The 21,123-nt window shown below is 71.0% G+C and carries 20 protein-coding genes; 13 read left to right on the forward strand and 7 right to left on the reverse strand.

The genetic code is table 11. From position 1 onward, the window contains the following. Positions 1–186: 186 nt before the first annotated feature. Positions 187–1,119, reverse strand: coding sequence for a LysR family transcriptional regulator (locus CBM2586_RS20775; RefSeq protein ID WP_115689532.1), 933 nt, complete (start codon positions 1,117–1,119; stop codon positions 187–189). Positions 1,120–1,318: 199 nt separating this feature from the next. On the opposite strand from CBM2586_RS20775, the gene CBM2586_RS20780 reads away from it, so the two are divergent. The 6 genes from CBM2586_RS20780 to CBM2586_RS20805 all read left to right on the forward strand — a co-directional run bounded on the left by CBM2586_RS20780 (position 1,319) and on the right by CBM2586_RS20805 (position 7,846). Continuing rightward, positions 1,319–2,542: a CaiB/BaiF CoA transferase family protein gene (locus CBM2586_RS20780; protein WP_115665142.1), complete on the forward strand. Its 1,224-nt coding sequence runs from the start codon at positions 1,319–1,321 to the stop codon at positions 2,540–2,542. Further along, entirely contained in the window at positions 2,539–3,213 is a 675-nt protein-coding gene (locus CBM2586_RS20785) for an enoyl-CoA hydratase/isomerase family protein (protein WP_115689534.1), read from the forward strand. Before CBM2586_RS20780 ends, CBM2586_RS20785 begins: the two co-directional genes overlap by 4 nt. An 11-nt stretch (positions 3,214–3,224) precedes the next feature. Beyond that, positions 3,225–4,448, forward strand: coding sequence for an acyl-CoA dehydrogenase family protein (locus CBM2586_RS20790; protein ID WP_115689536.1), 1,224 nt, complete (start codon positions 3,225–3,227; stop codon positions 4,446–4,448). Between the two features lie 45 nt (positions 4,449–4,493). Continuing rightward, positions 4,494–5,639 (forward strand): acyl-CoA dehydrogenase family protein, encoded by a 1,146-nt coding sequence (locus tag CBM2586_RS20795; RefSeq protein ID WP_115665139.1) that lies wholly within the window; start codon positions 4,494–4,496, stop codon positions 5,637–5,639. 103 nt (positions 5,640–5,742) lie between these two features. Beyond that, entirely contained in the window at positions 5,743–6,768 is a 1,026-nt protein-coding gene (locus CBM2586_RS20800) for a Bug family tripartite tricarboxylate transporter substrate binding protein (RefSeq protein WP_115689538.1), read from the forward strand. 52 nt (positions 6,769–6,820) lie between these two features. Continuing rightward, entirely contained in the window at positions 6,821–7,846 is a 1,026-nt protein-coding gene (locus CBM2586_RS20805; RefSeq protein ID WP_115665137.1) for a porin, read from the forward strand. A gap of 129 nt (positions 7,847–7,975) precedes the next feature. Here the strand turns inward: CBM2586_RS20805 and CBM2586_RS20810 are convergent, their stop codons facing one another. From CBM2586_RS20810 to CBM2586_RS20825, 4 genes are all read right to left on the reverse strand, one after another. Further along, complete coding sequence (locus CBM2586_RS20810) at positions 7,976–8,461, reverse strand: SRPBCC family protein (protein ID WP_115665136.1); 486 nt, start codon at positions 8,459–8,461, stop codon at positions 7,976–7,978. Next, positions 8,451–8,837 (reverse strand): ArsR/SmtB family transcription factor, encoded by a 387-nt coding sequence (locus CBM2586_RS20815; protein WP_115689540.1) that lies wholly within the window; start codon positions 8,835–8,837, stop codon positions 8,451–8,453. The genes CBM2586_RS20810 and CBM2586_RS20815 overlap by 11 nt, the downstream gene beginning before the upstream one ends. A gap of 100 nt (positions 8,838–8,937) precedes the next feature. After that, positions 8,938–9,585, reverse strand: coding sequence for a c-type cytochrome (locus tag CBM2586_RS20820; RefSeq protein ID WP_115665134.1), 648 nt, complete (start codon positions 9,583–9,585; stop codon positions 8,938–8,940). Positions 9,586–9,595: 10 nt separating this feature from the next. Further along, the gene (locus CBM2586_RS20825; protein WP_115665133.1) at positions 9,596–10,867 is read right to left on the reverse strand and encodes a molybdopterin-dependent oxidoreductase; all 1,272 of its coding nucleotides are present in this window, start codon (positions 10,865–10,867) and stop codon (positions 9,596–9,598) included. Positions 10,868–11,180: 313 nt separating this feature from the next. Here CBM2586_RS20825 and CBM2586_RS20830 point away from each other — a divergent pair, with 313 nt between their 5' ends. From CBM2586_RS20830 to CBM2586_RS20840, 3 genes are read left to right on the forward strand one after another with little or no spacing between them, the layout of a single operon-like run. Further along, the gene (locus CBM2586_RS20830; protein WP_115689542.1) at positions 11,181–12,530 is read left to right on the forward strand and encodes a uracil-xanthine permease family protein; all 1,350 of its coding nucleotides are present in this window, start codon (positions 11,181–11,183) and stop codon (positions 12,528–12,530) included. Positions 12,531–12,549: 19 nt separating this feature from the next. Beyond that, on the forward strand, positions 12,550–13,998 hold the full coding sequence (locus CBM2586_RS20835) for an amidohydrolase family protein (RefSeq protein WP_115689544.1): 1,449 nt from the start codon (positions 12,550–12,552) through the stop codon (positions 13,996–13,998). A 2-nt stretch (positions 13,999–14,000) separates the two neighbouring features. Further along, positions 14,001–14,708, forward strand: coding sequence for a sulfite exporter TauE/SafE family protein (locus CBM2586_RS20840; protein ID WP_115666461.1), 708 nt, complete (start codon positions 14,001–14,003; stop codon positions 14,706–14,708). Here the strand turns inward: CBM2586_RS20840 and CBM2586_RS20845 are convergent. Both CBM2586_RS20845 and CBM2586_RS20850 read right to left on the reverse strand, forming a co-directional pair. Continuing rightward, positions 14,705–15,742, reverse strand: a complete 1,038-nt coding sequence (locus CBM2586_RS20845) for a LacI family DNA-binding transcriptional regulator (protein WP_115665131.1) — start codon at positions 15,740–15,742, stop codon at positions 14,705–14,707. The two genes, CBM2586_RS20840 and CBM2586_RS20845, sit on opposite strands and share 4 nt — an antisense overlap. A 47-nt stretch (positions 15,743–15,789) precedes the next feature. Then, positions 15,790–16,725, reverse strand: a complete 936-nt coding sequence (locus CBM2586_RS20850; RefSeq protein WP_115666460.1) for a LysR family transcriptional regulator — start codon at positions 16,723–16,725, stop codon at positions 15,790–15,792. Between the two features lie 146 nt (positions 16,726–16,871). On the opposite strand from CBM2586_RS20850, the gene CBM2586_RS20855 reads away from it, so the two are divergent. The 4 genes from CBM2586_RS20855 to CBM2586_RS20870 are packed head-to-tail and all read left to right on the forward strand — an operon-like array spanning position 16,872 to position 21,101. Further along, complete coding sequence (locus CBM2586_RS20855; RefSeq protein WP_115665130.1) at positions 16,872–17,078, forward strand: DUF3311 domain-containing protein; 207 nt, start codon at positions 16,872–16,874, stop codon at positions 17,076–17,078. Between the two features lie 13 nt (positions 17,079–17,091). After that, complete coding sequence (locus tag CBM2586_RS20860; RefSeq protein ID WP_115665129.1) at positions 17,092–18,474, forward strand: sodium:solute symporter family protein; 1,383 nt, start codon at positions 17,092–17,094, stop codon at positions 18,472–18,474. A 21-nt stretch (positions 18,475–18,495) separates the two neighbouring features. Further along, positions 18,496–20,151 (forward strand): amidohydrolase, encoded by a 1,656-nt coding sequence (locus CBM2586_RS20865; protein WP_115689546.1) that lies wholly within the window; start codon positions 18,496–18,498, stop codon positions 20,149–20,151. Next, entirely contained in the window at positions 20,148–21,101 is a 954-nt protein-coding gene (locus CBM2586_RS20870; RefSeq protein WP_115665127.1) for a CobW family GTP-binding protein, read from the forward strand. Before CBM2586_RS20865 ends, CBM2586_RS20870 begins: the two co-directional genes overlap by 4 nt. The last annotated feature ends 22 nt before the right edge of the window (positions 21,102–21,123 follow it).

Raw genomic sequence — 21,123 nt, forward strand, 5'->3', positions numbered from 1 at the left:
GCCACTGTCAGGCAAGAAGGTGCCGCGCAGGGATTGGGGAAAATCCCGCCGCACCGCGGCGCAGCGGCCGCAAAGCCAGCGCCGGCGCGGCCCCGCGCCGGTTGGCGAAGTTCAGGTGTAAACCGCTGGTTAGCACCGTGCCGGTACTGGCAGTTCCCGCGAGCCGGGCGCTGCGGTAGCGCGCGCTCAGGCGGGCCGGCGCAGCGGGCTGTCGGCCAGGTGGGTCAGGTAGTGGACTTCGCGCCGCAGCAGCGTGGCAAACTGCGCGGCCACCGGCGTCATCGGCGAATCGGCGCGGTAGATCAGGCTGACGCGGTGACTGGGCAGCTTGTCTTCGATCGGCAGCGCCACCAGCCCGGCGGCGGCGAGCTGCCCCGGCACCAGCTGGCGCGGCAGCATGCACAGCAGGTGGCGGTCCTGCAGCAGCGACTGGATCATGCCGAAGGTGTCGCAGCGCACCGCCACGCGCGGCAGCGGCAGGTCGTGCTCGCGGAAGGCGTCGAGGATGGCGGCGCCGGGGCCCTGCATGCGCTGGCCGGTCAGCACCCAGTCCGATCCCACCAGCTCGCGCAGCCGGCGCGCGTGCCGCAGCGGATGCTCGCGGTGTGCCACCACCACCGAATCGTTGTTGTAGAGCGGCTCGCAGGTGAATTCGCGCTCGATGCCCTCGTCCGGCACCGGGCTCACCGCCATGTCCATCACGCCCGCGCGCAGGTTGTCGAGGTGGGTCGGGTAGACCCCGCTGTCGATGCACACCAGCACATCGGGATGCTGGGCGCGGAAGCGCGTCAGCACCGACGGCAGCAGCAGGTGCGCCGGGCCGCCGGTGGCGCCCACGCGCACCACGCCGTTGCGCGCGCCGAGCATCTGGCTCATCTCGTCGCTGGCCTTGCGTGCCTCGGTGGCGATCAGGCGTGCGCGCCGCAGGAAGGCCTCGCCAAAGCGCGACAGCACCACGCCGCGGGTGGTGCGGGTCAGCAGCGGCACGTGCAGCTCTTCCTCGAGCTGGCGGATGCTCTTGGTGAGTGCCGGCGCCGACACGTCGCGGGCGCGCGCACCGGCGCGGATGCTGCCGTGCTCGGCGACGGCGATGAAGTCCTGGAGTTGGCTCAGACGCATGGATGGTCCCGTTCAGGCGATGCCCCGGGCGCACAGCATAGCGGCAATCCGAGGGCTTCGGGATAACCCGGGGTGCTAACCCGTGGTTTGCACCGCAGCCCTTTTGGCATCTGCCGTGATGCGCAGTGCTAACGCATGATCGCTCCACATCGACGCCAACCGCCGGCCCGCGCCGGCTTCATCGAAGGAGTGAAACCGCATGGCAAACCGGCAAGACCTGCCGCTGGCAGGCATACGCGTGGCGGAGTTCGGGCAGTTCATCGCGGCGCCGGGCGCGGCCATGATGCTGGCCGACCTGGGCGCGGACGTGGTCAAGGTGGAAGCCCTGCGCGGCGACAGCGCGCGACGCTTTGACGGCACCAGCCCGCAGAGCCCGATGTTCCTGGCCTACAACCGCGGCAAGCGCGGCATCGCGCTGGACCTGCGCACGCCCGGCGGGCTCGATGCCGCGCGGCGGCTGGCGCTGGCCAGCGACGTGGTGCTGCACAACACCCGCGCCGGCGTGATGGAAGCGCTGGGGCTGGACGCCGCCACGCTGCGCGCGGCGCGCCCCGGCCTGATCCACGCCGCCATCAGCGGCTTCGGCACGCGCGGGCCGTCGCGCACGCGGCCCGGGCTGGACATTGCCGCGCAGGCCGAGAGCGGCATGATGTCGGTGACCGGCGAGGCCGGCGGGCAGCCGCTCAAGGCCGGCTTCGCGCTGATCGACGCGGCCACCGCGCTGGCGGCCGGCAATGCCATCCTGGCCGCGCTGTTCCGGCGCGAGCGCACCGGCGCCGGCGCGACCATCGAGACCTCGCTGCTGTCGGTGGGCGTGCAGCTGCAGGCCCAGTTGTGGGCCGAGTACCAGTGCTCCGGCGCGCTGCCGGTGCGCAGCGGCAACAGCCAGCCCAAGGCCGCGCCGGCGGCCGACGTGATCGCGGTGGCCGACGGCCATATCGTGCTGTCGGCCTATCTGGACGAACACTGGGCGCGGCTGTGCCAGGCCATCGGCCAGCCCGCGCTGGCGCACGACCCGCGCTTTGCCAGCAACGCGCTGCGGGTGCAGCACCGCGCCGCGCTGCTGGCGATCCTGCACGACGCCCTGCGCCACCTGAGCGGCGATGCCGCGCGCGCGCTGCTGGAACGGCACCAGGTGGTGGTGGGCGTGGTGCGCGACTACCACCAGGTCAAGGCCAGCGCCGATGTGCATGCCAGCGGCATCCTGCAGCCCGTCGACGACGGCGAGGGCGGCCGGATGGAGCTGCCGGGGCTGCCCTTCACCATGGCGGGCCTGCCCGCCGGCGCACTCCCTGCGGTGCCGCGGCTTGGCCAGCATACCGCCGAGGTGCTGGCGCAACTGGGCTACGGCGCCGCCGAGATCGAGGCCATGGCCCGCGCCGGCAACATCGGCGTGGAACACGTGCAGCAGGAGGCGGCATGAACGCGCCGCAGCCTGCCGTCCTGCTGCAGCGCCACGCCGGCTGGGCCGAACTGGTGCTGAACCGCCCCGCGCGCCGCAACGCCATCGACATGGCACTGGCGCAGGCACTGGGCCACGCGATCGAGACCCTGGGCGCCGACGACAGCGTGCGCGCGGTGCTGCTGCGCGGTGCCGACGGCGGCTTCTGTTCCGGCCTGGACCTGCAGGCGCTGCAGGCCGAAGCCGGCGGGCTGGCGGCGTTCGCGTCGGTGTGGGAGCGCGTGCACCAGGGCCTGCGGCACAGCCGCAAGGCGTGGGTGGTGGCGCTCGAGCGCCACGCCATCAACGGCGGCGCGGCGCTGGCGCTGGCCGGCGACCTGCTGGTGTGCGGCGCCGGCGCCTTCCTGCAGATCGGCGAAATCCGCCTGGGCATGGCCGCGCCGCGCAATGCCGAGTGGCTGGCGCTGCGCCATGCCGAAGCCGTGGCCGCGCGACTGTGCCTGCTGGGCGACCGCGTGCCCGCGCCGGAGCTGCTGCGCCTGGGCATCGCCACCGAGATGGTCGACGACACCCAGGTGCTGGACCGCGCGCGCGGGCTGGCCGCAGCCATCGGCGGTTTTCCGGCCGAAGGCGTGGCCGCGATCAAGGGCGGCATGCGCGCGGCCTCAGTCGCGCGCGCCAGGAACGCTTGAAGGCAGACACCATGACCGAATCCCCTATCAACGACGACGAGGCCTCGCTGCAGGCCTTCCGCGGCGAGGTGCGCGAGTTCGTCGCGCGCGCGCTGCCCCATGCCATGCGCGAGAAGGTCCGCCTCGGGCTGGAGCTCAGCAAGCAGGAGCTGGTCGACTGGCAGCACCGGCTGGCCGGGCGCGGCTGGCTGGTGCCGCACTGGCCGGCGGCCTGGCAGGGCTGCGACTGGAGCGCCGAGCGCCGCGCCGTGTTCCAGGAAGAACTGGTGCTGGCGCACGCGCCCGAGAGCGGCGGCATCACCCTCGAGATGATCGGGCCGATCCTGATCCGCTACGGCACCCCGGCGCAGCAGCAGTATTTCCTGCCGCGCATCCTGAACCAGGAGCACTGGTGGTGCCAGGGCTATTCCGAGCCCAACGCCGGCTCGGACCTGGCCGCGCTCAAGACCCGCGCGGTGCGCAAGACCCGGCCCGACGGCAGCGAGGTCTACGTGGTCAGCGGCAGCAAGATCTGGACCTCTCACGCGCAATACGCCGACTGGATCTTCTGCCTGGTGCGCACCGATACCGCCGCGCGCGCGCAGCAGGGCATCAGCTTCCTGCTGATCGACATGCGCAGCCCCGGCGTGAGCGTGCGGCCGCTGGTCGGCATCCATGGCTGGCACCTGTTCAACCAGGTGTTCTTCGACGAGGTGGAAGTGCCGGTGGAGAACCGCGTCGGCGAGGAGAACGCCGGCTGGTCCATCGCCAAGTCGTTGCTCGAGCACGAGCGGCTGAACCTGGCGCGCGTGGCCGAGAACCGCCGCCGCCTGGCCAAGGTGCGCGCCATCGGCGCGGAGCTGGAGGAGGGCGGCCAGCCGCTGCTGCAGCGCCCGTGGTTTGCGCGCCGGCTGCGCGCGCTGGAGGTGCGGCTCGAGGCGCTGGCGGCCACCGTGCTGCGCTTTCGCCGGCACGCGCGCGCGGGCCAGGCGCTCGGGCCCGAGACCGGCATGCTCAAGCTGCTGGGCAGCCGGCTGATCCAGGACATCGAGAACCTGGCGGTCGACGCGCTGGGCCCGGACACGCTGGCCTATGACCGCGCCGCGCACTTCGAGCCGGCGCTGCCGCCAGCGGGCCAGTCCGCCTACGCCGCGGCGGCCTCGGCGCGCCGCTTCGTCACGCGCGGCTACACCATCGCCGGCGGCTCCAGCGAGATCCAGCACGAGCTGCTGGCCAAGCAGGTGCTGGGCCTGTAGCGCACGCAGCCACAGCTGCAATCTCCGCATAAAGGAAACCAAAAGATGAGCGATGCAACGGACGATCGCCGCATGCTGCGCGACAGCGTGCGGCGTTATCTCGAACGCGGCTACGGCTTCGAGCAGCGCCGTGCCGCGCTGGCCGGGCCCGATGGCTTCTCGCGCACGCACTGGCGGGCCTTTGCCGACATGGGCTGGCTCGCGCTGGGTTTGCCGCAAGCCTGCGGCGGCCTGGGCGACGCCACGGACCAGGCGCTGCTGGCCGAAGAACTGGGCCGCGCCCAGCCCGCCGAGCCGTGGCTGGCCAACGCCGCGCTGTGCGCGCCGCTGCTGGCTGCCAGCGGCGATCCCGCGCACGTGGCCGCCGCGGCGGCGATGGCCGAAGGCGGCGCGATGCTGGCGCTGGCCGCCTGGGAAACGCAGGGGCGCTATGACGCCTTCGATGTCAGCACCACCGCGCAGGCCCACGCCCCGGGGCAATGGTCGCTCGACGGCCGCAAGACGCTGGTGCTGGGCGGCGGCAGCGCCAGCCTGCTGCTGGTGCTGGCGCGCACCCGCGGCCAGCGCCGCGAGCGCGACGGCCTGACCCTGTTCGCGGTGCCGGCCGATACGCGCGGCGTCAGCGTCGAGGCGCTGCCGACCTACGACGGCCGCCAGACCGCCAGCGTGACGCTGCGCCGCGCCGTGGTGCCGGACTGCGCGCGCATCGGCCCGCGCGACGGCGCCTGGCCGCTGGTGGAGGCCGCCATCGACCATGCCACCGTGATGGCCTGCGCCGAGGCCGTGGGCACCATGTCGCGCGCGTTCGAGCTGACCCGCGACTACCTGGCGACGCGCGAGCAGTTCGGCCGGCCGCTGACCGCCAGCCAGGTGATCCGCCACCGGCTGGTGGACCTCTATGTCAGCGTCGAGCAGGCGCGCGCCATCACCGAAGCCGCCGCCGATGCGCTGCCGGGGGATGCGGTGGCGCGCATGCGCGCGGTCTCGCATGCCAAGGCCTTTGTCTCGGACGCCGGGCGCGCGGTGGGCGAGGACGCGGTGCAGCTGCACGGCGCCGTCGGCATGACCGACGAGATGGAAGTCGGCCACTGCTACAAGCGCCTGGCCGCGCACGCCAACCTGTTCGGCGATGCCGACTGGCATTACGAGCGGCTGGCGGCACTCGATCACGCGGCGCAGGCGCAGGCCTGAGCCGGTTCAGCGCGGGCGCCCGGGCCAGCCGGCGCGCCCGCTGACGACACGCCGGCAACGTACCGGCATGCGCGGCCAAAGGCGCCGCAACGGAGACCACAACATGAGCAGCCAGCACACTGGCATCCGCAGAGAGCAAACCGGTGCCCGCCGGGAGCGCGCCACGCGCACGGCCCTGGCCGCGGCGCTGGCCCTGGCCGGCGCCGCCAGCGCGCACGCCGAGGCACCTTACCCCAGCAAGCCGATCCGCATGGTGCTGCCGTCGGGCGCGGGCACCGTGACCGACCAGACCGCGCGGCTGGTGGCCGAGCGCCTGACCGCGGGGCTGAAGCAGCCGGTGGTGGTCGACAACCGCCCCGGCGCCAACGGCATCATCGCCAGCGAGACCGTGGCGCGCGCCGCGCCGGACGGCTACACGCTGCTGTTCACCTATGCCGCCACCATGACGGTGAACCCGTGGACCACGCCGGCGCTGCCGTACGACCCGGTCAAGGACTTCACCCCGATCGCGCGGCCCAGCCAGCCCGGCGGCAACCTGCTGGCGGTCAGTGCCAGCGTGCCGGTGCACAACCTGCGCGAACTGATCGCCTATGCCAGGGCCAGCAAGACGGAACTGGCCTACTGCTCGTGGGGCGTCGGCTCCGGCGGCCACCTGGCGATCGAATACCTGAAGGCCAAGGCCGGCATCCACCTGCGCCACATTCCGTACAAGACCGCGACCCAGTGCAGCAACGACCTGGCCGCGGGCCACGTCACCATCGGCATTACCGATGCCATCTCGTCGGTGCCGCACCTGAAGTCCGGCCGCATCCGCGGCATCGCGGTGTCCGGGCCGGAGCGCCTGCTGACCGCGCCGGACGTGCCGACCATGTCGCAGCAGGGCGTGCCGTTCCAGCAGGCCAGCTGGGTCGCGATCTTCGGGCCCCGGGGCGTGCCCGCGCCGATCGTCGAGCGGCTCAACGCCGAGGTCAACCGCATCCTGCAGACCCCGGCCGACCGCGAGAAATTCGCCGCGATGAACCTGCAGCCGGCCGCGCCGTCGAGCCCCGCGGACCTGGGCAGGCTGCTCAGCGCCGACCTGGCCGCATGGGGCGAGGTGGTGAAGGTGGCGGGGCTGCAGGCGAAGTAGGGCGCACATAGAACGAGGACGGGAGACAGCGAGCGTGAAGGCAACACAGTGGATGGCGATGGGTGTGGCCCTGGCCGCGGGCCATGCCGCGGCCGGCACCATGCAGTTGTTCGGCGTGGTCGACGCATCGATCGAATACGCCAAGGGCTCGGACAGCGTGGTGCGCATGCGCGAAGGCCAGCAGGCCGCGTCGCGCTGGGGCATCCGCGGCATCGAAGACCTTGGCGGCGGACTCAAGGCCAACTTCCTGGTCGAGTCGGGCTTCAATATCGACACCGGCACGGAGTTCTTCGGCAACAACCGGCTGTTCGGCAGGCAGGCCTACCTGGGCCTGTCAGGCGGCTGGGGCGAGGTCCGGCTGGGGCGGCAGTACACGCCCTCGTTCTATGCGCTGCTGCGGCTCGACCCGTTCCTGCTCAATGGCGCGGTGTCGCCGTTCAACCTGCTCAGCGCGACCGCATCGCAGGGCACCGGACATGTGGCCTACGGCGCGCGCTTCGACAACGCGGTGCAGTACTTCTCGCCCAAGTGGGGCGGCTTCGGCTTCGGCGCCGCGGTGGCGCCGGGCGAGGTGCCGGGGTCGGCGCGCTCGGGACTGAACTTCGGCATGAACGCGACCTGGGAGGCGGGCAACGCCTATGCGTTCTACAGCTACCAGGGGATGTACTCGGGCGCCAACGTGCCGGTGGAGCCGACCCTGACATCGAACCATTTCGTCGGCGGCTCGTACCGCTTCAAGCCGGTGGAGATCGGCCTTCTGTTCAGCGCGGCCAGCAGCGACCGGCCCGAGACCCGCTCGGCGCGCCACTACGGCGTGACCTTCAGCTGGACCGTGACCCCGCGCGACACCTTCAAGGCCGCCGCGCTCAAGCGCCAGATCCTCGGCGGCGGCCAGCGCCCGCTGGCAGTCACGCTGGGCTGGGACCACGACCTGAGCAAGCGCACCACCGCCTACGCGCGCGCGGTGCTGGTGCACAACAGCGCCGGCGGCAGCGTCAGCAACAACAGCATCGTGATCGATCCGGGCAGCGGGGATGATGCGAAGTCGGTGAGCGTGGGGTTGCGGCACCGGTTTTGAAGGGCGGGGCGCCGATGCAACCGAGAGAGTCGGCGAAAGGCGCCGCCGCTCGCATACGCTCCCCTCTCCCGCGAAGCGGGAGAGGGGAGCACACCGGCAGCGATGCCGACGCCATCGGCATGACGAGCCTTACTTCAACTGCTGCGCAAACTCCTCCAGCTGCGTAATGCAGATCCCCCAGCCCTCATAAAACCCCATTTCCTCATGCTGCTTGCGGGTGGCCTCGTCGGGATGCATCACGCGCGCGATGTAGCGGGTGCCGTCGCCCTCGTCGGCCATGGTGATGACCGCGGTCATCGACAGCCACGGGGTGCCGGGCCGATAGCCGGCGACCAGCGCCGAGGTCGAGACGATCTTCTCCATCGGCACGATTTCGAGGAAGCAGCCGGGGTTGTCGCTGGTGCCGCCATCAGGGCCTTGCATGAAGGTATGGAAGGCGCCGCCGGGGCGCATGTCGAAGGCGCGGACCTCGGTGGTCCAGGGCTTGGGGCACCACCATTGCTTGAGCAGCTGCGGATCGCTCCAGGCGCGCCAGACCTTGGCGCGCGGAGCCTTGAGCAGGCGCGAGATGACCAGGTCCTGGCTCTCTGGCGCGGCGGCGTTTTCAATCGTCATTGGACTGCTCCTCTTGGTGAAGTGCTTCGACAAAAGCCGCCAGGCGGTCGGTACGGGCCTCCCACAGGGCGCGCTGGTCGGCCAGCCATTGCTGCGCGTCGGACAGCGGTTGCGGCACCAGCTCGCAGGTGCGCACCCGGCCCGTCTTGCGCGAGCGGATCAGGCCGCTGCGCTCCAGCACGTGCAGGTGCTTCATGAACGAGGGCAGCGCCATCGCGAACGGTGCCGCCAGCGCCGAAACCGTTTCGGGCCCGCGCCCGAGCGTGCTGACGATGGCGCGCCGGGTCGGGTCCGCCAGCGCGTAGAACACGCCGGACAGTGGGGAAATATCGACAGCCTGGGACACGTCTGCAAACTCGGCGCAATGGTTAGCCATGTGGCTAAGTATAAGGAGCCAGCCGGAACTTGCAAGGCCAGAATGCAAGACGCCCCGGACCCGCCGGGGCGTGTTGCGATCAGGGCAGCGCGGGCGAGACCTATTGCTGTCGCACGTATGCCGCCAGCGCCTTGACTTCCTCCGCCTTCAACCCGGCAAACGGCGGCATCGGCACTGCACCCCACTTGCCGCTGCTGCCGCCGCGGATGCTGGCCTCGAGTTTGGCCTGGGCCTGCGCATCGTTCTGGTAGCGCACGGCGACCTCATGGTAGGCGGGGCCGACCACCTTCTGCGTCACGCCGTGGCAGCTCAGGCAGGCGTTCTTCGCCAGCAGCGCCTGCACGTCGAGTCCTGCGGCGGCGGCGGGCGCAGGCGCGGCCGGCTTGCCGGCCTTCTGCGCGATCGCCACGATCTCCGGATCCTTCGCCTTGGCCGAGCCATAGGCCACGGCCAGGTAGGCGCCGAGCTGCTCGACCTCGGCATCGTCGATCGGTGCGCCGTAGGCCTGCTGCATCTTCTTCATCTCGGCGGTCCACTGCGCCAGGCTCAGCCCGGGCGGCTGGTAGGAGACGTAGTCGGCCGAATGGCAGATCGCGCATTTCTGCGTGGCGATGCCGTAGCCGGGGAGTCTTGCCGGCTTGAGCTTGACGTTCTCCGCGGGCAGCTTGATGTCCTGTGGCGCGGCGCCGGCATGGCCGGCACCGAGCAGGGCGAGCGCCAGCAGCGCGGGGGCGATGGTTGCTTTCATGGCGCTTTCCTCAGGCGATGGTGACCGGCGTGGCTTCGATGACATTGCGGCGATAGCCGGCGGGGTTCCAGCTGGCCCTGGCCGGTTGGGTCTCGCCGTTGTTGCTGGTGGCACGCACCATCAGCACCGCCGGGCCCTTGCGCGCGAACTTCACCGGCAACTGCCAGGCGCGGAACGAGAACCGGCCGAGGTCTTCGCCCAGCTGCGCGGCACGCCAGTTCTGTCCGCCGTCGACGGAGACCTCGACCGTGCGGATGCCGGAGCCGCCGTCGAAGGCCATGCCCTTCAGTTCGACGGCGCGGCCGGACGGCAGCCTGCCGCCGCTCTGGACACTGGTGATGAAGCTGCGCACGGCCAGCGTCGAGATCGGCCGCGTCTTCGCCGCCGGCGTGCCGGGGGCCACGCACTGGCAATCGTTGTCCGGCACGCGGTAGCCCTTGGTCATGAAAAACGCATCGTGGCCCTCGAACGGGTGGTCCAGCACCTCGATCTCGTGCAGGTGCTTGATCCAGTAGGTGCCGAAGTAGCCCGGCACCACCAGCTTGAGCGGGTAGCCGTTGAGCAGCGGCAGGTCTGCGCCATTCATGCCCCACGCCAGCAGCGGTTCGCCGTTCATGGCGTGGGCGATATCGAGCGACTTGCGGAAGTCCGGCGTGCTCGGCAACACCGGCGTGTCCATGCCGTTGAAGGTCACCACCTTGGCGCCGGCCTTGACGCCCGCATGCTCGAGCACCTTGCGCAGCGGCACGCCGGTCCAGCGCGCATTGCCCATCGCGCCGTTGGCCAGTTGCGCGCCGAACACGCGCGGCTCGGAGAAGCCCCGGCTGTTGCCCGAGCACTGGTTCACCGCGACCACCTCCACCGGCTCCGCCAGCCGCTTCAGTTCATCGAGCGACAGCTGCAGCGGCTTGCCGACGTGGCCGCCGACGCTGAGGCGGTAAGTGGCCAGATCCACCGACAGCGGCAGGTTGGCCAGGTGGTAGCGCACGAAGAAGGCGTCGTTGGCGGTGATCGGCCCCTCGTTGAAGGCGGAAAAGGGCGTCTCCAGGTGCGGCGGGCGGGTGCTGACGCGCACCAGCGGGCGCTTGCCGGGATAGCGCACCAGCGGGCGCGGGCCGTCGGCCAGCGTGACGCCGTCGGTGGCGCGCGCGGCCTGCGCGGCCAGGGTGCCCAGTGGCGAGGCGCCCAGCGCCAGCAGGCCCGCGCCCTGCACCAGGCGGCGCCGGGTGGGTAGCGGCCGGTCGTGGTCGGCAGATTGCGCCGGACGGTTCTTGTCTCGCATGGGGGCGTCTCCTTCGGGGGCGTGCTGGTCGGTGTTGTGGCGCGCAAGGCGCTGTGGCGGGTACTTTGACGCGGCGTCATCAACTTGTGAAACGGGTTTTGCTGCTAGTAGTTATCGATTTATTCGATATAGGGGAAGACCACGGCGGCCGCACGGGCAAAACCGCTTGCATCGCAAACTTGGTTTCCCTACACTTACCAAAACGTTTTTGTTAGCGGAAAACCATTATATCTGCGGCGAATCGCGCACAGACGCAGCCTGTGGCCCCGGTGCCATGGCACAACGCCCGACACACCAAACGAGGAGCAAAGCAATGTCCCACCCCGCCCCCGCGCCGGTGGATGAACGGCTGCCATGGCGGCGCCTGTTCGTCTTCGGGCTTCAACACGTACTGGTCATGGCCGCGTCGCCGATCGCGTCGGTGTTCCTGATGAGCAAGGCGCTCAACTTCCCGCCCGCGCTGGCGGTGCAGCTGCTCAGCGCCACCTTTGTGATCTGCGGCCTGGGCACGCTGCTGCAGTCGCTGGGCCAGCGCGGCATCGGCGCGCGCCTGCCGTTCGTGATGCTGCCCGGCGGCGCGCCGATCGTGCTGTTCATCCTGATCGCGCAGCAGACCGACGTGCAGACCGCGGCCGGCGCGGTGATCCTGACCGGCGTCTTCTACTTCCTGGTGCTGCCGGTATTCCGACGCTGCCTGCGGTACTTCCCGCCGGTGGTGGTGGGCACCATGCTGCTGCTGGTGGCGATCAACCTGGCGCAGGTGTCGGGCAAGCTCGTGGCCGGCCACCCGGCCCCGGGCAGCGCGGTGGATCCGCTCAACCTGCTGCTGGCCTTTGCCACCATCGCCTGCACCGTGGCGGCGTCGCGCTGGCTCACCGGCATGCTGGCGCAGCTGGCGATCCTGCTCGGCCTGCTGGGCGGCGCGCTGGTGGCGGGACTGGCCGGTGCGTTCCAGCTCGGCCAGGTGTCGATGTCGCCGGTGCTGGCATTGCCGACGCCGTTGCCGTTCGGCTGGCCGAGCTTCGACGTGGTGGCCGCGATCCCGCTGATGGTGTTTGCCGTGATCTCGATGGTGGAGGCCACCGGGCAGACCCTGGCGATCAGCGATGCCGTGGGCCGGCCGGTGGACCAGCAGCGCGACGTGCCGCGCACCATCCGCGCCGACGCGCTGACCTCGCTGCTGGGCGGGATGTTCGGCACCTCGCTGATCATCACCAGCGGCGAGAACATCGGCATCGTGCGGGCCACCGGCGTGCGCTCGCGCTTTGTCACGGCGATGTCGGGCGCGATCCTGGTGGCATTCGGGCTGCTGGTGCCGGTGTCGTCGCTGATCAGCGCGATCCCCGAGGCCGTGGTCGGCGGCACCGGGCTGGTGGTGTTCTGCATCGTCGGCACCATGGGCATCGACATGCTGCGCAAGGTGGACCTGCGCGACCACGCCAACATGTACCTGGTGGCGGTGGCGCTGGCCGTGGGCCTGCTGCCGATCCTGGTGCCGGGCATCTATGGCGGCCTGCCGGCCAACCTGCGCATCCTGGTGGGCAATGGCGTGGCGATGGGCGCCATCACCGCTGCGCTGCTCAACTTCCTGTTTTTCCATACGGGTCTGCGGACCGCGGCCACGGGCGCGATCCCGCGCGACGATGCCGCCGCCACGCATTGACCTCGCTTCCTGCATTGCCATGACTCAACCTTATGCCTCGACGCCGGCCTGGCCTGGCGACCTCAACCCGGCGCTGGCGCCGGACCGCTTCCAGCGCCCGCGCATCCTGCTGCCGGAATGGACCCTGCTGCGCCAGGGCGCGGTACGTGGCCACGCGGTGGTGGTGGAGGGCGGCCGCTTCACCGCGGTCGGCCCCGCTGAAGACATCGCCGCTTGCTTCCCGCAACTGGAGACCCTGCCGCTGCCGCGCATGCTGCTGATGCCGGGCATGATCGACACCCACCACCACCTGACGCAGTCGTTCGGCAAGTCGCTGGTGTTCGGCGAGCCGTCGGAGATATTCCGGCGCGTGTGGGTGCCGCTGGAGGGCAGCCTGAAGGCCGAGCACCTGTACCTGTCGTCCAAGCTGGCGGCGCTGGAAGCGCTGCGCGGCGGCTTTACCACCGTGGTCGATGCCGGCACGCGCAGCGAGGCCGGGCTGGACGCGGTGGCGCGCGCGGTCGGCGATGCCGGCGTGCGCTGCGTGCTGGGACTGATCTGCAACGACAAGCCCGGCGCCGAAACGCTCGACGCCGCGCCCATCCTGCGTCGCGCCGCCGCGCACCTGGACCGCTACGCCGGCGATGCGCTGGTGGCGCCGTCGCTGGCCATCTCGATTCCCGAGGTGGCCTCGGACGCGATGCTGCACCACGTCTACCAGCTGTGCGCCGAGTCCGGCCGCATCTTCCAGACCCATGCCAACGAGCACCTGGTGGCGGTGGAGCGTTCGCTCAACGCGTGCGGGCGCCGGCCGATCGAGCACCTCGCCGCGATCGGCGCGCTCGGCCCGGCGGCCTTGCTCGCGCACGCCACGCTGGTGACGCCGCAGGAGATCCGGCTGCTGGCCGACAGCGGCGCCGCGGTCGCTTACAACCCCGTGGCCAGCGCCTGGAAGGGCAACGCCGTGGCCCCGGCCGAGACCATGGCTACCTTCGGCGTGCGCCTGGGCCTGGGCACCGACGGCACCCGCAGCGACGGTTTCCGCCTGCTCGACTATGCCGAGGCCGCGCAGCGCTTCGCCTTCGGCATCGGCGTGGGCGATTCATCCTGCGGCGCGGGCTGGCGCTGGCTCGACATGGCCACGCACGACGCGGCCGACGTCGCCGGGCTGGGCGCGCTTACCGGCGAGATCGCCGCCGGCAAGCGCGCCGACTTCCTGCTGGTCGACCTCGACGTGCCGGAACTGACGCCGTCGTGGGACCTGACCTGGGAACTGGTGCGGCTGGCCAACCGCGACCAGATCCGCGCGGTCTTTGTCGACGGCAGCCTGCGCCTGTGGCAGGGCTGGCCCACCGACTGGGACGCGCGCGCGCTGATGCGCGACATCCATGCCATGGCCGAGCACACCGTCGCCAACGCGCCGATCCGCAAGCTGCATGACGCCGCCGACGTGCACCGCGCGCGCCATGCCGGCACGGAGGCGGCATGAGCATGGACATGACCCTGTTCAGCGTCGGCGTGGCCGTGTTTACGGGCGCGCTGATCCAGGGCGCCACCGGCATGGGCTTTGCGCTGATCGTGGTGCCGGTGCTGGCGCTGGCCGCGCCGGCGATGCTGCCCGGCGCGCTGTTGCTGGCGATGCTGCCGCTCAACGCCTACGTGGCCTGGCGCGAGCGCCACGCCATCGATATGCGCGGGGCCGGCTGGATCAGCGCCGGGCGCGTGGCCGGCACCTTCGGCGGCCTGTGGGTGCTGGTGGCGATGCCGATGGCGTGGCTCAACGCGCTGGTCGGCGGCAGCACCATTGCGGCGGCGGTGGTGTCGTTGCTGGCGCCGGCGTTCACGCCGGGCCGGCTGACCTTTGCCTCCACCGGCCTGATCACCGGCGTCACCGAGACCGCCACCGGCGTCGGCGGCCCGCCGCTGGCGCTGGCCTACCAGCACGCGCCGGTGGCGACCCTGCGCGCCACCGTGGCGCTGTGCTTCCTGGTGGGCGAGGTGATCTCGCTGGCGGTGCTGGCGCTGGGCGGCCGCCTCGGCATGGACCACGTGGTCTACGCCGCGGGCCTGCTGCCGGTGCTGGGCGTCGGCATGGTCGCCAGCCACCTGGTGCACCAGCGCATCAACCAGCGCATGCTGCGCATCGGCGTGCTGGTGTTCGCGCTGGTGTCGGGCGCGGTGGTGCTGTTGCGCGGCTAGGCGCCCGGCGTCGACGATGCCCGTACCACCAGTTCGGGCGCGGGCCCGGCAATCACGCTGCGGCCGCGCTCGCCCGACAGGTGCGCGAACAGCAGTTCCACCGCCAGCGACGCCACCCGCTCCAGGTGCAGGTCGACCGCGGTCAGCGGCGGCTGCGCGCTGCGCGCGCGGATGCCGTCGTAGCGCGTCACCACCAGCACGTCGTCGGGCACGCGCCTGCCCAGCCCTTGCAGGTGCGCCATGGCGCCGACCGCGAACGCGTCCACCGGCGCGCACAGCGCATCCAGCCCCGGCATCATCGCCAGCAGCTGCGCGCAGGCGTCGGCGCCCGCGGCTTCGCCGTGTTCCTCGGCCGCCTTGACGATATGGCAGGGCAGCCCCAGCGCCTGCGTGAACTCGCGGTAGGCGCGCTCCGTTTCCACATAAGACTGCCGTGGCGCCGCGCCGATCATCAGGCCGATCTGGCGCCGCCCCTGGCCGTGCAGGTGCGCCAGTAGCAGGCGCGCGGTCTCGGCCGACTGCAGGTCGACGCACGGCACCGGGGTCTCGGTCAGCGGCTCGCGCCCGATCGAGACGATGCTGACGCCGCGCTCGCGCAGGCGCGCGATATGCGCATCGCCGGCGATCGGCTCGATCACGATGGCGCCGTCGATATCGAGCGTATCGAGCAGGCCGCCGGCACCTTCCAGCGGCGGCACCAGCACCACCCCCAGCCCGCGCCCCAGCGCCGCTTCGGCGGCGATCGCCGCCACCTCCATCATGAAGCCCAGCCGCGAGGTGCCGCCCGCCACCGCGAACGGCATCGACGACAGCAGCGCGATGCAGTTGGCGCGGCCCGACTGCAGCCGCTGCGCGCGCACGCTGGGCCGGTAGCCCAGCTCCGCCGCGACGCGCTTGACGCGCGCGCGCGTGGCCGGGTCCAGCACGCCGCGGTCGTTGAGTGCATGCGACACCGTGGTCAGCGAGACCCCGGCGGCGCGGGCAACGTCGTGGATGGTGATGCGGCGGGGGCGGTCGGGCGTGGCGTCGGTCATGCGGGACAAGGGCGATGGCTCAGGGGGGAGCATACCGCAGCGGCTGCTCAGCGGCGCCCGTTGCCGCCGCCGGCTGCGGACGACAGCGCCTTCCAGTGCTCGCGCGTGAAGCGGTACAGCACCTCCAGCGCCGGCGACAGCGAGCGCGCCGCCATGCGCGCGATGCCGTAGCGCCCGCAGCGGCGCGCATCGGGCGGCATCGGCACTTCGGCCATCAGCCCGGCGGCGCGCTCCTGCCGCGTGATCGAGAGCACGCCGAACAGCAGCGTATCGCTTGCCAGCGTCACGCTGCGCAGCATGTCGAGGTTGTCGCAATGCAGGGTGAAGAGCCGCTCCGGCGCGGCGTCGGGCCCCCACAATTCCGCCAGCTGGCGGCTGACCACGGTGCTGAGCGTGGTGGTGGCGACGGGGTAGGCGCGAATGGTGTCGATATCGATGCGGCGCTTGCGCAGGATCGGATGCCCGGCGCGGCAGACCAGCCCCGCGGGCAGTTCTCCGAGCGGCTCGACATCGACGTCGTCGGCCGCGCGCAGCACGTAGGCGTCGCCGACGATGGCGTCGATGGACTCGCTGCGCAGGGCCTCGAGCAGCGCACTGGTGGCGCCGGTCTCGGTGCGCACCTTGATGCGCGGGTGGGCCTGCGCCATGTGGATCAGGAACGGCGCCAGCAGCAGCGCTGCCGGCGCCGGCGCCACGCCGAGCGCGAGCGAACCTTCCTCGCCGCCGCGCAGCAGCTCGAGGTCGCGCCGCAGCTGGCGCTCTTCCAGGCGCATGCGGCGCGCGCGCTCGGCCACCAGTTCGCCGAACACGGTCAGCGTGGCGCGCCGCGCGCCGCGATCGAACAGCGGCGCCTTCAGCTCGTGTTCGAGCGCGCGGATGCTGCGGCTCAGCGCCGGCTGGGTCAGGTGCACGGCGCGCGCCGCTTCGGAGAAGGTGCCGTGCTCGACCACCGCGAGCAGATGCAGAAGTTTCTGGATGTCCATGCGGAAAACCATGCGCATTGGTTATGGGAGCGGTTCAACATTTGCATTTGAATCATACCTTGGCGCTCCCTATGATGAGCGGAACAAGAAAAGCGGGACCCGCACCGGAGACCGCCACAACGTCCATCGGACATCGGAGACAAGACATGCTCAAGCTGTTGATCGGCCTAGGCCTGCCGTATATCGGCGTGATCGGGATGCTGCCGTGGGTGGCATCGGTGGAGCGCTTCGTGCTCGGCGTGCCCTTTATCTACGCCTGGATCTTTGCGTGGTTCGTGCTGACCTCGGGCTGCATGCTGGCGTGCTGGCTGCTGTTCGACCGCCACGGCGCCGACGCGGCGGCCGAAGCCTGACGCGGGAGCAGCCATGACCACAGCGGTGTTCCTGGGCTTCATCGTGTTCTCGCTCTACCTTGCCATCCGCTCCGGCAAGGGCCACGGCGCGCAGAGCATGCATGACTTCTTCGTCGCGTCGCGGCAGTTCGGCGCGTTCCTGGTGTTCTTCCTCGCGGCCGGCGAGATCTACAGCATCGGCACCATGGTGGGCTTCCCCGGCGGCATCTATGCCAAGGGGCCGACCTATGGCGTGTGGTTTCTCGGCTATATCCTGCTGGCCTATCCGCTCGGCTACTTCCTGGGCCCGAAGATCTGGCACGCCGGCGCGCGCTACAACGCGATCACGCTGCCTGACCTGTTCAAGGGCCACTACGGCAACCGCGCGCTGGAGCTGATCGTGGCAGGCTCGTCGATCCTGTTCCTGCTGCCGTGGGGCCAGCTGCAGTTCACCGGGCTGGTGGCGGCGCTCAAGGGGCTCGGCTGGAACTTCGACCCGATGTACCTGGTGCTGATATCGGCGGCGCTGGCGTTCACCTACATCGCCATCTCCGGCGTGCGCGCCTCGGCCTATATCGCCATCCTCAAGGACATCCTGATGGTGGTGGCGATCGTCGCCACCGGCGTTGCGGTGGGCTGGAAGGCCGGCATCGGCGACGTGTTCCATGCCGCCAGCGTGCAGGTCAGCAACCAGATGAGCGAGACCCAGCTGCGCTTCTCGATGAGCACCATGCTGTTCCAGGCACTGGGCTTCTACGTGATGCCGTTCGCGGTGCAGAACTTCTTCACGGCCAAAAGCGCCAACACCATCCGGCGCACGCAGGTGGCGATGCCGCTGTACATGCTGATGTACCCGTTCCTGGTGCTGGCGTCGTACTACGCCATCAGCCAGAACCTGCAGCTGGCGTCGCCCAACGAGGCCTTCTTCGCCGCCGCGGTGCGGCTGCTGCCGGGCTGGCTGCTGGGGCTGGTCGCCGCGGGCGCGGCGCTGTCGGGCCTGCTGGTGCTGGCCGGCATCTGCCTGGCGATCGGGCCCATCGTCACGCGCAACCTGCTGCCGGGCTTGCCCGAGCCGCGCCAGAAGCAGGGCGCCAAGGTGGTGATCGTGATCTACCTGGTGCTGTCGATCGCCATGACGCTGGCCACGCCCAACCTGATGCTGACACTGATCAACACCACCTACTACGGCGTGACGCAGTTCTTCCCCGGCGTGATGGTGATCCTGTTCTCGCTCAAGGTACGGCCGCTGGCGATTGCGCTGGGCATCGTCACCGGCCAGTTGCTGGCCATCGCGCTGTACGTGCAGCAGGCCGACTTCGGCGGCTTCAACCTCGGCCTGATCAGCCTTGGCGTGAACCTGCTGGTGACCGCGCTGGTGCACTACGCCCCCCGCCTGGCACGGATGCAGGCGGCCTGAAGATCCGAACCTGTTCAATCGATGACACTTTATGACACCGCGCGCACGCAGATATTCGTCGCGCGCAAGATCCTGACGATGGAGGCGGACCGGCCCGAAGCAACCCATGTCGCGGTGCGCGACGGCGCCATCCTTGCCGTCGGCGGCCCCGCCGAGATGGCGGCCTGGCCCGACGCGGTGCAGCTCGACACCTTCCGCGACAAGGTGCTGATGCCGGGGCTGGTCGAGGGCCACTGCCACCTGATGGAGGGCGCGATGTGGGACGCGGTCTACGTCGGCTACTTCGACCGCCGCGATCCGGACGGCCGGCTGTGGCGCGGCCTGCGTACGCTGGAGCAGGTGATCGATCGCCTCGCCGGCGCCGCCAGCCAGATGCGCGACGCCGATGCGCCGCTGCTGGCGTGGGGTTTCGACCCGATCTACTTCGGCGCCAGCCGGCTCTCGGTGCGCGAGCTGGACCGCGTCTCGGCGACTCGCCCGATCGTGGTGATGCATGCCAGCGTGCACCTGATGAACGTGAATTCGGCGATGCTGGCACAGGCCGGCATCGACGCGGACACCGATATCGACGGCGTGCACAAGGACGCGCAGGGCCAGCCCACCGGCGAACTGCAGGAGTTCGCCGCGATGTTCCCGGTCCAGCGCGTGCTGGGCAGCGGCTTGTCGCTGGCCGCGGCCGAAAATGCCGAGGCGGTGCGCCGCTTCGGCCGCGTGGCGCAACTGGCGGGCGTGACCACGGCCACTGACCTGGTCAACGACCTGTCGCCGCGGGGGGTGGAGACGCTGCACGCGGTCACGGCCGCAGCGGATTTCCCGCTGCGCCTGGTACCCGCGTTTTCGCCGCAACGCAATGCGCAGGGCGGGCCGGCGCGCGTGCAGGCCGCCGCGGCCGCGGGCACCGACAAGCTGCACTTCGGCCCGGCCAAGTTCATCGTCGACGGCTCGATCCAGGGCTTTACCGCGCGCCTGCGTGCGCCGGGCTATGCCGGCGGCCAGCCCAACGGCCTGTGGCTGATCCCGCCACAGCAGTTGCTCGATGCCTTCACGCCGTTCCACCTGGCCGGCCTGCCGCTGCATATCCACACCAATGGCGACGAGGCCACCGAAGTGGTGCTCGACGTGCTCGAAGCCATGCTGTCGCGCCATCCGCGCGCCGACCATCGCCATACGCTGCAGCATTGCCAGCTGGCCGACGCCACCCAGCTGGCGCGCGCGGCGCGGCTGGGCCTGTGCATCAACTTCTTCTCCAACCACCTGTACTACTGGGGCGATGCGCATGCCGGCCAGACCGTGGGGCCGGCGCGGGCCGCGCGCATGAACCCGGCCGGCACCGCGCGGCGGCTGGGGATTCCGTTCGCGATCCATTCCGATGCGCCGATCACGCCGCTGAACCCGCTGTTCACGGCATGGTGCGCGATGCAGCGCCAGACCGCCTCGGGGCACGTGCTGGGCGAAGCCGAACGGCTGACGCTGGCCGACGCGCTCTATGCCATCACCATGGGCGCGGCCTATACGCTGAAGCTGGAGCACCGCATCGGCAGCATCGCGCCCGGCAAGCTGGCCGACTTTGCCGTGCTGGAGGACGACCCTGCCGCCATCGCGCCCGCCAGCCTGAAGGATGTGCGCGTGTGGGGCACGGTGCTGGGCGGGCGCGTGTTTCCGGCGCCGGCACGATGAACGCGCGCGCGCCGATTCCGCTGGTGGTGGTCGGCGGCTACCTCGGTGCCGGCAAGACCACCTTGCTCAACCGCCTGCTTGCCGATGCGCAGGGGTGCCGCATCGCGGTGCTGGTCAATGATTTCGGCGCGGTCAATATCGATGCCGCGCTGGTGCGCGCGCGCAGCGACGATGTGATCGAGCTGGAAAACGGCTGCATCTGCTGTTCGATCGGCGGCCGGCTGGCCGAGGCGCTGGTGGCCATCGCCGCGCGCGCGCAGCGGCCGGAGTTGCTGGTGATCGAGGCCAGCGGTGTTTCCGAGCCGCAGCGGATCGCGCAGGTCGGGCTGCTGGATCCGGCGTTCCGGCTCAATGCGGTGCTGGTTGCGGTGGACGTGACCAGCGTGCACGACAGCCTGCGCGACCCGCTGGTCGGCGACATGGTGCGGCGGCAGATCGCGGGCGCGTCGGTGGTGGCGCTGACCAAGGCCGACCTGGCCGGGGCCGCGGCCGTGGCCCGCGCCGCCGCCACGGCGGCGGGCCTGGCGCCGCACGCCACCGTGCTGACGGCGCGCCGCGGCGAACTGCCGCTGCCAGTATTTCTCGATGCAGGCGCGCTGCCAGCGCCCGGCAGCGCGGCGCGGCTGGACGGGTCTGGCTGGCAGCGCGGCGCCGCGGCTGGCGGCCATGCCGGCATCCGCAGCTTTGCCTACCAGACCCACCGCGGATTCGACAAGGCGCGCCTGCGGCACGCGCTGGCGAGCGCGCCGGTGCGGCTGTTGCGTGCCAAGGGGCTGGTCCGGTTCGACGGCGACCCACGGCTGCACGAGGTCCACCTCGTCGCTGGCCGGATGCGCCTGCGGCCGGCGCAAGGCGCCGGCCTGCGGGACCCGGCGCTGGTCTTCATCGGTGCCTTCGACGCGGCGGCGGAAGCGCGCCTGCGCGCCTGCATCGAGGCGGCGCTGGCCTGAGTCGCGCGTGGCCGCGGCCCTG

Source organism: Cupriavidus taiwanensis (assembly GCF_900250115.1).
Lineage (GTDB): Bacteria > Pseudomonadota > Gammaproteobacteria > Burkholderiales > Burkholderiaceae > Cupriavidus > Cupriavidus taiwanensis_B.